General features: G+C 47.7%; 7 protein-coding genes and 1 pseudogene. 7 read left to right on the top strand and 1 reads right to left on the bottom strand.

Translation table 11 applies throughout. The features are described from left to right. Nucleotides 1-109: 109 nt before the first annotated feature. Together OB236_RS03395 and OB236_RS03390 are read left to right on the top strand one after the other, a co-directional pair. Complete coding sequence (locus tag OB236_RS03395) at nt 110-5,719, top strand: S-layer homology domain-containing protein (RefSeq protein ID WP_262682742.1); 5,610 nt, start codon at nt 110-112, stop codon at nt 5,717-5,719. Nucleotides 5,720-5,901: 182 nt separating this feature from the next. Next, complete coding sequence (locus OB236_RS03390) at nt 5,902-8,997, top strand: ATP-binding protein (protein ID WP_262682741.1); 3,096 nt, start codon at nt 5,902-5,904, stop codon at nt 8,995-8,997. Nucleotides 8,998-9,120: 123 nt separating this feature from the next. On the opposite strand, the pseudogene OB236_RS03385 reads toward OB236_RS03390, so the two are convergent. Further along, nucleotides 9,121-9,612, bottom strand: a pseudogene (locus OB236_RS03385) (PLP-dependent aminotransferase family protein); the annotation flags it as partial. Nucleotides 9,613-9,847: 235 nt separating this feature from the next. Here OB236_RS03385 and OB236_RS03380 point away from each other — a divergent pair. The 5 genes from OB236_RS03380 to OB236_RS03360 all read left to right on the top strand — a co-directional run bounded on the left by OB236_RS03380 (nt 9,848) and on the right by OB236_RS03360 (nt 15,067). After that, complete coding sequence (locus tag OB236_RS03380) at nt 9,848-10,384, top strand: pyridoxamine 5'-phosphate oxidase family protein (RefSeq protein WP_262683068.1); 537 nt, start codon at nt 9,848-9,850, stop codon at nt 10,382-10,384. A 391-nt stretch (nt 10,385-10,775) separates the two neighbouring features. Continuing rightward, nucleotides 10,776-12,065, top strand: a complete 1,290-nt coding sequence (locus tag OB236_RS03375; protein ID WP_262682740.1) for a Gfo/Idh/MocA family protein — start codon at nt 10,776-10,778, stop codon at nt 12,063-12,065. A gap of 66 nt (nt 12,066-12,131) precedes the next feature. After that, nucleotides 12,132-13,049 carry an ABC transporter permease gene (locus tag OB236_RS03370; protein ID WP_372237348.1) on the top strand — a complete coding sequence of 306 codons (918 nt, stop codon included), beginning with the start codon at nt 12,132-12,134 and terminating at the stop codon, nt 13,047-13,049. Nucleotides 13,050-13,070: 21 nt separating this feature from the next. Further along, nucleotides 13,071-13,949: a carbohydrate ABC transporter permease gene (locus tag OB236_RS03365; protein WP_076229491.1), complete on the top strand. Its 879-nt coding sequence runs from the start codon at nt 13,071-13,073 to the stop codon at nt 13,947-13,949. 29 nt (nt 13,950-13,978) lie between these two features. Further along, the gene (locus tag OB236_RS03360) at nt 13,979-15,067 is read left to right on the top strand and encodes a mandelate racemase/muconate lactonizing enzyme family protein (RefSeq protein ID WP_076229492.1); all 1,089 of its coding nucleotides are present in this window, start codon (nt 13,979-13,981) and stop codon (nt 15,065-15,067) included. The last annotated feature ends 45 nt before the right edge of the window (nt 15,068-15,112 follow it).

Here is a 15,112-nt window from a genome sequence, read left to right as displayed (position 1 = left end):
TGGAACGAGTATGAGAGCGGAATAGAATAAGAACGGCAGTTATTTTACGGGGCTGGAGATAGAACAGCAGCTTTTCAGAATTTTTTTGTTAGTATTAGGGTTCGATGAAATGTTGAACGATCAAAGAGAGGATGAGTACAAATTGAAAGAGAAGCAAATGAAGAAAAGAATACCTTATGTGCTGATGTGTTTCTTGTTGTTGTTCCTTCCTGTGCTTCAGATGGCTGTAGGCGGGAGTTCAGCCCATGCGGCAACTGGAACGTGGACGGACATCACCGGTTCGGGAAGCTTTAGCTCTCCCTATGGTGTAGCAGTAGTCAGTGACAATGTGTATGTGACAGATGTTATCGATAAGAAAATAAAAAAACTGTCGAACGGCAATGTGACGGACATCACCTATTCGGAAAGCTTTACTCGTCCCTTTGGCATAGCAGTAGACAATAGCGGCACTGTATATGCGACGGATAGTGACAATAGCAAAGTAAAAAAACTATCGAACGGAAGTAATAGTTGGACGGACATCACCGGTTCGGGAAGCTTTACTCTTCCCTTTGGCATAGCAGTAGACAATAGCGGCACTGTGTATGTGACGGACAATCAAGCTCACACAATTAAAAAACTGTCGAACGGAACTTGGATAGACATTACCTATTCGGGAGGCTTTAACTATCCCGGTGGCGTGGCAGTAGATAGTAGCGGCAATGTGTATGTGGTGTCTGCCGGAAATCACAAGGTAAAAAAACTGCCGAACGGAAGTAATAGTTGGACGGACATCACCGGTTCGGAAAGCTTTAACAATTTACAAGCCGTAGCCGTAGACAGCAGCGGCAATGTGTATGTGACGGATATTGGCGATAAGAAAATAAAAAAACTGTCGAACGGAAGTTGGACGGACATCACCGGTTCGGGAAGCTTTGACTCCCCAAAAGGCATAGCCGTAGACAACAGCGGCAATGTGTATGTGGCGGATGGCACTAAAATTAAAAAACTGTTAAGTGCCGATACAATACCGTCTGGAATATTCGCATCCGCAGGAACTACTTCATCCCAAGGCAGTACCCCTGTTACGGTTGATGGGAATTTAACTATCAAATATACCGACAATGGCGGTATAGTGCCAGGCGCTACGGTTGTCATAGACAATTTTAAAAGCGGAGATTCCTTGTCCGTCGATGAAACTGTGGCTGGAAGCGACGGTATTACGGTAGACAAAAGCAATGCTGCTAATGGGGTTTTAATACTAAAAAACAATGTTTCAGCAGCAAAATATCAAAATTTATTAAGAACCGTGAAGTATTCAACCACATCTACTGATAAAAGTGACAGAACCATCGGGTTCTCAATGGGGCCCTATCTGTCTTACAGCGGGAACGGTCATTTCTACTATTATATCTCCCTGCCGTCTGCACTTACGTGGAATCAAGCAGTGTCAGGGGCCAGTAGCCAATCCTTCCTCGGGCGGAAAGGTTATCTTGCAACCATAACAAGTCAAGGCGAAAATGATTTCATCGCGCAAAAAACGCAGGGTGTTGGTTGGATTGGCGCAGTAGATATCGGTCGGAAAAACGGAGAATCTGCAACCAACAATCCGGCCGCCGGAGACTGGCGTTGGGTGACAGGCCCTGAAGGCTTGGAGAACAGCGGGAAGGGCAGGCCGTTCTGGAACGGTTACAATCCGGGAAGTACAGTAGGTGAGTATGCGAACTGGGTATCAGGAGAGCCAAATAACTATAGTGGCTCCGAGCAAGTAGCCCATATTTTTGGACCAGGGAGTAATTCGGGCAAATGGAACGATTACCCCTTTAGTAACAACGTTCAAGGCTACGTCCTCGAATTCGGCGGAATGCCGAATGATGACACCAGTACTCAAATAAGCACAACGAAGACAATTGTCGCACCTAAGATCGCAGCTCCGGGCGGCGTAAGCGGCGGTCTGGTCTCGTGGGTTAACGTGGAGAAGAGCGCCGATAACCAAACGGCCGTCGGCAGCCTGAAGGATTTGGCAGATTCCAGCAGGACTTGGTCTCATCAGGCGGCAGGGACTATGCCGTATGCTCCGGCGGCGATCAATTTTAATGCCGGTATTCAAGCTACTGGGGTTAACGGTTATTATAAGGGGGCTTCGTTTGGGACTGCTGATACGCAACGGGAAGTGTTTTCCGTGCAGACCAGCAAAATAACCGACACAGCCAATAGATTCCCGTGGGATTTCGGAGGTAACATTGCTTTACAGAATTCAACTTACGGCAACAAGGACGGCAACATCTTAACGCGCTTCGGGTCCGAGGTTATCCGATCTGTTGGAGTCGGCGGCATCGATCTGAAGAAACCTCGTTTGCTTGAAGCGTCCGCAACAAATCAGGATTGGGCACTTTCAGTCGATGGCAATCCGTTGCTCCAAGCAACGTCCAACAGCGTTAACTTCGCCCCCCCTGTTCCGAATTTCTATTACATCGGAGCTGGCCATTACAGCATATTCCAGGGTGATATTTCCGAAATTTTTGTATACAATCGCAAGCTGAGCGACCCTGAGAAGCTAAAAGTAAACAGCTATTTGGCTTTGAAATACGGCTTGACGCTAAATGGCGGCAAAACGGATTATACAGCCAGCAATGGCTTAGGCAAGATGTGGACGGCAGCCAACAATCAAGGCTACGGCAACCGGATTACCGGCATCGGTCGGGACGACGGCAGCGACTTGCTGCAAAAGCAGTCCAAATCGCAGGACCAGGGCGCGCTGGTGACGATCGCATTAGGTGATGCAGTTCAAGCGTCCAATGCTGCCAATACGAATACGATTAACGCTGATTCCTCGTTCCTTACATTCAGCGACAACGGCGCAACCGCCAACTATGAAACCAATGTGCCGGAAGCTCCGGGACATACGTTGAAGCAGTTGAACCGTGTGTTTAAGGTGGAAAAGTCGAATTGGCAGGACCGGAACATCACTTTGAAGCTGGATATGACGGCCGAAAATCCTTCCGTGCTGTACTATCTCATTATCGATGGGGTGAATTCGGGTATTACGCTGAATGCGGCGGGTCAAGCTACTTTCGACAGCAGCAGGCTCGGCAACGGCTCCCTGTTCACCTTTGCGAAAGTGTACAAAACCGTTCTTCAGACCAAAGTGACCGGAATCAAAAGCTTGACGGAGGCCAACTACACGCCGGAAAGTTGGGCAACGCTGCAAATCGCGCTGGCTGACGCCAAAGAGGTGTTGAACAATCCGGGTTCCACGCAGGTACAAGTCGATGCCGCCTTGGCCGCCTTGGAAGCCGCTCGGGCCAACTTGATCAGCGATGCTGACAAGCTGAAAGCCACTACGGACAAAATCCAAAACGAGATTACAATTGGCACCTTGATACCGGGCGATTATACGATTAGCAGCTGGGCAGATTTGACCAAGGCGCGGGACGAAGCGAAAGCTTTGCTTAACCGCTCGCCGCAAGCTACTCCAGTTGAGCTCGGACAAGCACTATCCGCTCTGGAATTGGCGCGTGGCACTTTGGTCGACTTGAGCAAGCTGCGTGCTAAACAAGCAGAGATTGTCGCGGAAAATTTGAATCCGGCAACCTATTCGCCAAATAGCTGGCAAGCGTTGCAACAAGCGATAACCGAGGCACAAGCTGTACTGGCCAGACCTGATGTGACCCAAGCCGAGGTCGATGCGGCCAAGTCCGCGCTGGAAAAGGCAAGAGCCGCTTTAGTTCCAGAGATTGCTGTTACTGGCGGAATGATGTATGAAGATACAACCTATCCTACACAAGCAACAATCACGGTGGCTGGCGTTACAGGCAATGTAAGTCAATATACCGGCAAATACGCTGTAAAAGGTGTGCCTGTAGGGGTGTATCCAGCAAGTATTACGATTACGAACCCTGACAATGCAGCACTTAACGCAACATTTACGGCTATTGCTACCGTAGATGACAAAGGCAACGTCACATTTGGACCCTTTACGCCAAATGCCGGAACACCAGCGGGAATGAGCGTTACAAGCGATGATAAGGGAACCATTATTGTGCATCCTTCGACCGCTGTTTCAAAGGTATCCAGTGATATGGTAACTGCTGTCAAAACGAATACTTTAGAGGCTCTAAAAGCAGCACATGATGAATTTACTGCTCTCACACCGGAAGAACAATTGCAAATAAGCAGGACAACGGTAGAGAATTTATCCAATGCGATATTGAATCTGCTCCAGGCTTCGTTAAGGATTAGCAGTGACGTAAGTGGTGTTGCAGATCCTTCTACCACAAGAAATCAATTGGATAATCAAAAGGTTATGCTGCTTACGCCTGCAGAAATTGCCCAGGTATTGAATGGCCAATCTTTGAATGCCAGTCTTAATCTGAATGCAACGGATGTGTCTAATAGCACAACCCAAGCAGTATCAGAGGACAAAAGCTTAATTAATACCCTCATTGCCCCAAGTGCGGCTAACATTGGCTTTATGTATGATATTAGCATTACCAAAAAAGTAGATGTACTAGACAGCAGCGGTGCAGTGATTAATGCAGGTGCTTCTCAGCTTGTGCCTGTCGTACCGGTACCGATTAGCATTACATTGACCATTCCACGAACCCTGCTGGGTTATAAGTATTTCGCTATTGTCAGAGTTCATAATGGCCGTACGGAATTCATTCCAGCCTCTGTCAATGGAACAACGGTAACGTTCTCCTCAAACAAGTTTTCGACTTATGCTTTGATTTACTCAAACCAAATGATATTTGCGGATAACTTGCCGGGCACAGGACCTTTTCTGCCATCAAGCAATAGTAATCACAGTGGCGGAGGTGGTGGTGGAGGTAGCACCGTTAGTTCCACTGTCACGATTGATAATGTGACAGGCGGAAAAGTTACTGTAGACAATCCTAACGCTGCAGTCGGAACAACCGTGACCCTTACTGTTACACCTGATGCCGGATATACACTGGACAAGTTATCAATTACAGATGATAAAGGTAATGTAATCAACTATACAAGCCTTGGCAACGGTACTTATACGTATATCCAACCGAACGGCACAGTTAAGATTAATGCTACGTTCAAGGCTACGCCAGCGTCGTCTACTGATACGGGAGTATTCAATTTGCTAAATACGATGGAACATTTAGTATATTTAAATGGTTATGAGGATGGAACCTTTAGATCGGATGCCTCAGTAACCCGTGCTGAAGTAGCTCAAATGTTCTATAATCTTCTAAAAAATCAGGATGTAAATACTTCAGGAGTGCACTTTGCTGATGTACCTGAAAATGCGTGGTATGCAAAAGCTGTGAACACCTTAGCTAGCCTCGGTATTATTAACGGCTATGAAGATGGCTCCTTCGCACCTAATAAGGCCATCACTCGTGCGGAGTTTACAATTATAGCAGTAAGCTTTTCGAATAAAGCTGTAGGCAATAAGACCTTTACGGATGTATTGAAAACCCATTGGGCCTACTCCAGCATAGCAACTTCAGCGGAATATGGATGGGTAAATGGCTATCCGGACGGCACCTTTGGATCGGATAAAACCATCACTCGTGCAGAGTCTGCTACGATTGTAAACAGAATGCTTAATCGTCAGGCTGACAGAAAAGCCATCGAGGCGTCTACCAGCATCAAAGTTTTCAAAGACGTTTCAAATGGCTATTGGGCATACTATGACATCATGGAAGCAACCAATGCCCATCAATACGAAAAATCAAACGGTATGGAAATTTGGGTACCGTAACAAAACGCCATTGATTCAGTAACAAAACAAGAAAGCCCGCCAATGTTTCGAATATTGGTGGGCTTTCTTTACATTCCATTGCGACAGAAGGAATTCACGCTGTTCTTGTCGAAAATTATGAACTCCAGCATTTGCAAGCAGATGGTGGAGTTGCTCGGTGAAACGTTGGGAGTGAGCTCTATTTGATACGGTTAAAAAACAAAACTGCCCTGAAATATGCTGCGACGTTCATCCTGTTTCTCTCTATTCTTCTCGGAATCAGGTGGCTTTGGTCCGGGATTTTTCCTGCGCCTGAGCATCCTAAAGCGGTTCAAGGCGTGCTCGATCTGCGTGGCTGGGACTTCGCAAACTCCCGTTCCATTACGTTGAAAGGGGAGTGGGAATTTTATCCAGAGGCCTTCATCTCGCATGAAGACAAGCGTTCTCAATCCCTTGACAAGCGTTATATTCAGGTTCCTGGGGATTGGCGAAGCGCTTTGCCGGCAGGGTCAATGTCGTCGTTCGGATACGGGACGTACGGACTGCACATTCTTGTCGATCCTTTGCCGCAACAGACTTTAGAATTCTGGATTCAGGAAATTCAAGCCTCTTCAGTTGTTGAATTCAATGGTCAGATAGCAGGAGTCGGCCAACCGACTGAGCAGGCGAAAACGTATACGCCCCGCCGGATTTCTTATACCCCGCTCTATAAGGCAAACGGAGTGAGTGAGATCGAGCTGCTTGTACGCGTTGCCAATTTCGAAAATCCGTTTAACGGTGGCATTGTCAGGGACATCCGCTTCGGGTCGGATGCGGCCATCGAAACCGAACGCTGGAGCTCCATTGGCTTTCAGGTAGTGACATTCATGATACTGATGTTGTATGGCTTGTATGCCTTGATGTTATACGTGTTCAATCGGCAAAAATCGTTTCTTGTCTTCTTCATGCTGCTTCTGGTCTCCGGTCTTTCGATTGTGTCCGATAACGACAGCCTCCTGCTGGTATGCATGCCATTCATCAGCTATGCATGGGCGATGAAAATCAAGTTGCTCTCGTACACGTCGATCCCCTTTTTTTTCCTGCTGATGGTTGCAATATTTGCCAAGCTCCGAACCAACACGGTTTGGTTTCGTACGTACGCGGTCGTTTTCGTGTTCTATTCGGGGTTTGTGGCGGTCATGCCGCCGCCGCTCATTTACTATACTATCGAAGCTAACGTATTCAGACTTCTTTATTGGTTCCCAATGGCCTGGGGTATCTATCTGATCGGCAAAATGATAGCCAGAAATCAGCCTGGCGCCACCTTTCTGTTGCTTGCCGCCACGAGTATGTTATCCAGCTCCGCATGGGGATTGCTTAATCCTCGCTCGGTAATAACGGGCGTCTACTACCCGTTTGACGTGCTGGCGGCTATCATCAGTTTTTCCGCTTACTGGTTTAAGCAGTACTTTCGCAATTCCGAAGAAAATGCCAAGCTGAACGAGCAGTTAAGAATGACAGACAAGCTGAAGGACGATTTCCTGGCGAACACATCCCATGAATTGCGCAATCCGCTGCACGGGATGCTGAATATGGCGCAAACGGTTCTTGACATCGAAAAACATGCGCTGAGCGATAAGAGCGCCAAAAATTTGGAGTTGATGATCACCGTCGGCCGGCGCATGTCGTTTATGTTAAATGACCTGCTCGATTTGACGCGTCTCAAGGAGGGCGTCGTCCGCCTGCAGATGCAAAGCGTTCAGGTGCAAGCGGTCGCTTCCGGCGTATTCGACATGCTTCGCTTCATGGCCGACGGCAAACCGGTCCGGCTGGTCAGCGAGATTCCGAATGAATTTCCTCCTGTGATGGCCGACGAAAACCGGCTCGTTCAAATTTTGTTCAATCTGGTTCACAATGCGATCAAATTTACTAGCGAAGGGACAATCACCATCCGGGCGGACGTTAAGGGCGGGAAAGCGTACGTTAGCGTTGCGGATACGGGCGTTGGCATGGACGCGGAAACGCTGCAAAGAATCTTTAAGTCCTACGAGCAAGGCGACTCCGGCATGACGGCGGATCCCAGCGGCGGCCTCGGCCTCGGGCTCAGCATTTGCAAGCAGCTCGTGGAGCTGCACGGCGAAGCGCTGGAGGTCAGCTCTACCCCCGGAGAAGGCGCGGTATTCACATTTGCTTTGGCGTTGTCCGATTCGTTGTCCGTTCAACCGGAAATGAAAGCTGAGTCGGCTCTATTGCCCGCTTATATGGAAACAGGCGCTTCCGGCTCGAACGTTCAATACGGCGAAGATACGAATACGCCAAGTTCCGACTCTACGGATAGACCGATCGTATTGGCTGTGGACGACGATCCGCTTAACCTGAAAGTAATGGAGGACATTTTAGCTGCGCAAAGCTTCGATATCGTTGCGGTTACGAGTGGCAAGGAAGCATTGTCCCAACTGAAAACAAGAGAGTGGGATCTGGTCATTGCCGACGTCATGATGCCTCATATGTCTGGATACGAGTTAACGCGCGCCATCCGCAAGCGCTACTCGAGCTCGGAGCTGCCCATTCTTCTTCTGACCGCGCGCAACAAGTCTGAAGATATTGCCGCAGGATTTTTGGCGGGCGCCAACGATTACGTAGTAAAGCCTGCAGATACGATGGAATTGATAGCTCGAGTGCGGGCACTAACCGATGTGCGCCGTTCGATGCGCGAACGGCTGCGTATGGAAGCGGCCTGGCTGCAGGCGCAAATACAGCCGCACTTTTTATTCAACACGCTCAATGCGATCGCGGCGCTCAGTGACATCAATCTGAACAGAATGCGCCTTTTGCTCGATGAATTCGGCAATTATTTGCGGGCGAGCTTTAATTTTAAAAATTCCGAACGGCTTGTTCCGCTTGAGCAGGAACTGGCTCTCGTCCGTTCCTATTTGTATATCGAGAAAGAACGCTTCGATGGAAATCTTGAAATTGTTTGGGAAGTAGAGGCGAGCATAATGCTGAAGATTCCCCCGCTTTCCATTCAGCCGCTCGTGGAAAACGCCGTGCGGCACGGAATAACGGGGCGATCGTCGGGAGGAAGAATCCTTATTCAAATTACCGAATATGAAGACCGCATAGAAGCAGTTATTTCCGATAACGGTGTGGGAATGGACGAAGCAAAGATGCAGCGATTATTACGCAGACGTTCGGATGGCAGGCAGGGAGTCGGTCTGTTAAATGTCGATCGGCGGCTGAAACAAATGTACGGGAATGGATTGAAAATTCATAGTTATCCGGATCAAGGTACGACCGTTTCCTTTGTTGTGCCGAAGTGATTGATTACAGTATTTAGCTGAGCCAACTCTAGCACAAAGGAATGTTATGAATGAGTTTCACGAGAATGCCAGTAGGGGGCGTTAAGGAACTTTGTGTGAGCACACTCCACTAGTGCAAGAAACAAAACCAGGATCTTCTACAGAAACAGTGTCCCCGTCTGACAAAAGCGATTGTGCGATTAAGTCAATGCTGTGCTGAGCTCATGAGGTCAACAGTATCTGATTTGTTTGGATATGGATACCTCGTTCAAGTGATAAATAACGCTGAATCTCCTCACGTAAAGGTGTAAAACCATAGGGATTACCGTAAGCCCAGCTTGATAAGTCCATAGCAGTGGATGCGTGGAGAAACGATTGTCGCCAGTGCTCAATATCCACTTCTCGATATTCCTTGCCTCTGAACCAGACATGTAATTGATCAACCGCCGTGTTCAACAAGGGAAGCGAGGGGGGGATGGGGCCATATTTTAGTAGTTCCTTCGTTGAGCCTGTGACTTGATTCCATTCACTAACTCGCGTTCCTCCTCGACGAGATGTAACCGTATAGCCTCGACTTAGCAATTCCTCATAGACGATCTGCATCGTTGAGCGAGAGACACCTATCAGGTGAGCGATTACGACTTACTTTCATCATTGCGCACACCTCCAAATAGAAGCTCCAACCCTATAATATGAATTATGGATTGTTCATAACTGCGATGTTTGGATGTGTATACACAATCCAACTACTGATATACTACCGTAATAACGCTGGTATTTGCAATCTGGTCGTGCGGCACTCTAGAAGAGTAACGGAGTTAAGACAATTGGAGTGGATGAATAAATTATGAGTGAATGGAGTGATTTTGAAATGGAATCGGTTCGTTACAAGATCAGGGAATGTCAGGATCAAGAGAAAATTGAAAGCTTCCTTCACCAAGCGAGAATTGGATATCTTGGGTTGGTTGATGGTAACCTGCCCTATGTGGTACCGCTTAATTATGTATGGACTGAAGGAAAGCTCTATTTTCATGGAGCTGGAGATGGAAGACGCAATCAGGTCATGGGTGAAAATCCAGAGGTATGCTTTACGGTATGTGAGGAATACGGAACCATTACGGATCCGGTACCTGCCAAAACGGATACGGCTTATATGAGCGTAATGATATTTGGACAAGCAGAGCCGATCACAGATTTGGATGAGGCCACCCATGTACTTCAGGAAATGATCAATAAATATGTTCCCGGCTATTATAACCGCCCTTTGCCCAAGCAGCATGTGGAAAAGTATAGGTCGGCCGTATTCGGCGGGCCGATTCAGGTTTGCCGAGTAATTCCGCACCATATGACAGCAAAAGAAAGTCCTATTGAAGCAGACAAAATGTTTAAAAACGACATGAAGGCCTGACGAGAAATTTAACGTCAATATACCGTCACGACCAGCGTTAGTTCGATTCCACTCTTCGGCAGCACACGCAGTCTATGCTTATTATTGTAAATACTGAGAAAAAAACAGATATTCGAGCCGTTGTAATAGGGTACATGAATCCATAGATATAGCTGGAGCAGCCGTTGAAGGCTGCTCTTTTTGTCGTGTTCTATAAAGATTATAAAAGTGGGCATTAAAGATTATAAGCGCTCAAATAACCAACAACCATACGGTTTACAAGGATTCACCACAATTGTCGCTGTCGGGATTGTATCTATTTATCCGGTTATTCGAAATAATGAATTCAGAAGTTAGCTTCACCGACAGGGCGTCGGTATCATCCAACCCAATATCAAGAATGAGGTGCTGAATGAAAAAAAAGTATGCAATTTGCGGCGTAAGCAATCGAAGCCTGAAAATGTTCATCGGACCGATGCTTTCAACATTTTCCAATCAAGCAGAGATCGTCGGGCTGCTCGATATTGATTCCAGAAGGTTTGAAGTATGTAAGAGCAAATACCCGGAGCTTGCCGGTGTGCCGGAATACGGAGCCGATGCTTTCGATAAAATGGTCGCACAAACGAAGCCGGATGTCATTATTGTAACGGGGCGTGACGATACGCATGTCACTTATATTTTGAAGGCGCTGCAGCACGATCTGGATGTGCTTTCCGAGAAGCCGATGGCAACCACTGGGGCTGATTGTAGGCGTATTATGGATGCAGAGTCCAAGAGCAAGGGGAAGGTAACTGTTGCTTTCAATTACCGGTATGCTCCTATTCACAGCCGGATCAAGGAACTGGTGCTGGAGGGCAAGGTAGGGCGGGTAACATCCGTCGATCTGAATTGGTACATCGATACGTACCATGGAGCCAGCTATTTCAAACGGTGGAATCGGGTCAGGGAGCATTCGGGAGGATTATCGATTCACAAAAGCTCGCATCACTTCGATTTGGTCAATTGGTGGACAGGGCAGCAGCCGGTAGAAGTATTTGCCTTCGGCGCTCTTAATTATTACGGCCCTGATGGTGAGCTTAATCCGAAAAAAGAAGATGGACGCCATTGCGCCACCTGTGAGGTCAAGCCCGATTGCAATTATTATATGCGCTGGTCGTCAAGGGGCAAGGAGGTTCATGTAGCAGACGATCATATCGGTGCTGTCGGCACCGTAGATGCTCAAGCTCCTTACAGCGAATACCGCTCTGATGCCTGTATCTACGATTCACAAATTGATATCGAGGATACCTATTCGGTTAACGTCAAATATAATGGCGGAGCGCTGCTCACCTATTCAGTCAACTTTTCACTGCCTTATGAAGGCTACCGGCTGGCGATTAACGGAACTAAAGGCCGTATTGAATCGATGGAATACCATTCCTCCGGCAGAGTACCATTCCCAGTCCCTGTGCAAACAATCGATTACTTTCCATTGTTTGGCTCCAAGGAAACCATTCATGTCGTTCACAGACAGGGTGGGCATGGAGGCGGGGACCCGACGCTCCTGGAGGACATCTTTCTCGGTCCCGATCCGAAGCGTCCCTATGATATTTTGTCAGGCTCGATAGATGGCGCCTATTCGGTTGGAACGGGAGAAGCGGTATGGAGATCCGTTAAGGAGAATCGTCCCATTCGGATCGAGGATGTATTGGCCTCAACTTAAATTGTACGTATCAGAAAGGAGGCGTTGGATTTGAAAACACAAGTGGCGAACGGTACAGCAAACAGCTTGAGCCATAAGGCAAGCTTGTTCTGGAGTCGGCTTATCAAAGGTCGTTATTTATACATGATGGTCACACCGGGCCTGCTGTATTTTGCCATATTTAAATATTTACCGATGTGGGGGGTTATGATTTCCTTTAAGGATTATTTGCCTTATCGGGGGTTTTGGAACAGTCCTTGGGTCGGCTTTAAGCATTTTGATCGTTTCTTCCATGATCCGGTATTTTGGCTGCTGCTAAAAAATACGTTTGTGCTTGCGATTTATAATATTGTCTTTTTCTTTCCAATCCCAATATTAATCGCATTGATGCTGAACGAGCTGCGTGTGGAATGGTTCAAGCGATACATTCAGACCGCCGTCTATATTCCCCATTTTGTATCGTGGGTCGTCGTTGTCGGCATGGTGTACACCTTTTTCTCATCCGAGGGCGGGATATTTACGAATATGCTCGTCAATGCGGGCTTCGGCAAAATTAATTTTTTGATGTCCAACGACTGGTTCAGACCGATGATCATTCTGGAGGTCATCTGGAAGGAATCTGGATGGGGAACGATTATTTTTCTAGCTGCGTTGTCAGGGGTCGATCCTACGCTCTATGAAGCCGCCAAAATGGATGGCGCGGGCCGAATGAGACAGCTGTGGCACATTACGCTTCCAGCGATTCGCAGCACCATTGTGATCTTGTTCATTTTGCGGCTCGGCAGCTTTCTGGATACAGGGTTCGAGCAGGTTTTCCTGATGCTCAATTCGACGAACCGTGAAGTTGGCGAAGTGTTCGATACTTATGTGTACGTCAATGGTGTTCAGCAAGGGCAGTTCAGCTTCAGCACCGCTGTCGGTCTGTTTAAATCACTTGTCGGCTTGTGCCTCGTGCTTGCCGCTAATAAAGCAGCCAAGAAAATAGGCGAGCAAGGTGTATATTAACTCGGAAAGGAGGCTGCTGTCATGATTCATCCTTCAATGAGCTCACGCGTATTTGATATTGTCAATTCCGTGATTCTGATTGGTTTCGCATTGTTTGCCATCGTGCCCTTCCTGTTTGTATTGTCAGGTTCATTAACAGCTTCAGAGGAGCTGATGCAGCGCGGGATTGTGTTATTTCCAACGAAGTTCTCGCTGGATGGCTATCGCTATATTTTTTCAACGAATACCATCATGTGGAGCCTTGGCGTAACGGTTTTTATAACGGTCGCAGGCACATTGATCAATTTGCTGTTCACGACATTAACGGCTTATCCGTTGGCGAGAAACGAATTTATGGGTCGCGGTCCGATTATGCTGCTCGTGCTGTTCACAATGCTGTTCAGCGGGGGCATGATTCCAACCTTTCTGGTCGTCAAATCGTTTGGTCTGCTGAACAGCTACTGGTCCTTGTTAATTCCCGGGGCGATCAGTGCCTTCAACCTGATTATATTAAGAAACTTTTTTCAGCAACTGCCGGATGGGCTGGAAGAGGCCGCCAAGATTGATGGCTGCAACGATTTTCAAATATTGGTGCGCATCGTGCTGCCACTTTCACTTCCCGCTATGGCTACCTTCTCGTTATTTTATGCGGTTGGCCATTGGAATACATTTTTCAGTGCGATTTTGTATATCAATGACAGTTCCAAATGGCCCATTCAAGTATGGCTCCGCCAAATCGTTATTTTGTCACAGGGCGGGATCGGGGATTCACAAGAGATGGGCAGTGATTACGTAGCACCCCCTGGTGAGGTCATCAAGATGGCGGTTATCGTCGTCTCAACGGTTCCGATTTTGATTGTGTACCCTTTTCTGCAAAAGCATTTTGCCAAAGGGGTCCTGCTCGGCTCTGTTAAAGGCTAGGGAATCATCCAATACAACGGGAGGGCATCATGAAAATCACCAATATTACCTGCTATACAAAACCGATGGGATTGTTCTATGTTAAAGTGGATACCGATGAAGGCGTCTACGGTTTCGGTGAGTCCAGTCCGATGCGGCCTGATGTGCTGCTGCAAATTATGAACACCGTCATCAAGCCCTATGTGATTGGAATGGACCCCTTTCAGGGAGAACTGATTGAGGAGATTGTGCTTAGGAGAAATTACAAAATATCCGGCCAGCTGCTGGCAGCCGCTTATAGTGGTCTGGAAATTGCGTTATGGGATCTGAAAGGTCGCTATTTGAAGCAACCCGTGTATAATTTGCTTGGGGGTCTATATCGTGAACGTATCCCTCTCTATGCGTCCAGTATGAGCCGCGACCTGACGCATGAGGAAGAAGCCGTCAAGATTCGTGATGCGATAGACCGTCTTCAGGTAAAAGCCGTCAAAATCAAGGTGGGGCCGCGTTACGGTACAGGACTGCCCGTCGATCTGGACGATGATGTACGCAAGGTTAAGGCCGCACGGGAAGCGATAGGCCCGGATTGCAAGCTGATGATCGATGGCAACAGCTCGTATACGTATATTCAGGCGGTTCAGCTGTTTGACAGAATTAAGCAATATAACATTTATCATTTTGAGGAGCCTTGTCCTTATTATGATGTGGACACCTATATCAAACTGGCTAACACGCTGCCCGTACCGATTCATGTCGGGGAGCAGGATTGGAGCATCTTTACGTTCCGTGATTTTATAAGCAAGGGAGCCTGCCACTTGTACGCTGCCGATCCGGTCAAATGCGGAGGGCTGTCCAGTGCAAAACGCGCTGCCGCCTTGTGCCGTGCATTCGGCATTCATTATGTGCCGCATAATACAACCAAGGGCATCGGTTTTGCTGCAGCGATCCATTTGGCTGCCAGCTCACCGGAATGCAGCAGCTATTATGAATACAACATAGAAACGAACAGCACACGAGAGCGCTACTTGAAGCAGCCTTTCGAGGTACAGGATGGTTATATACTTGTGCCGCAAGGACCAGGCCTCGGCATTGAGCTGGACGAGGAGCTTATGGAGTCGACGCTTGACGTTTTCCGTTAATTATTTAATGAAACTCTACTATGAGCTTGACCATTTCAGGAGGCG

It is taken from the genome of Paenibacillus baimaensis, from assembly GCF_025567575.1.
This window is presented reverse-complemented; position numbering and strand designations above follow the sequence as displayed.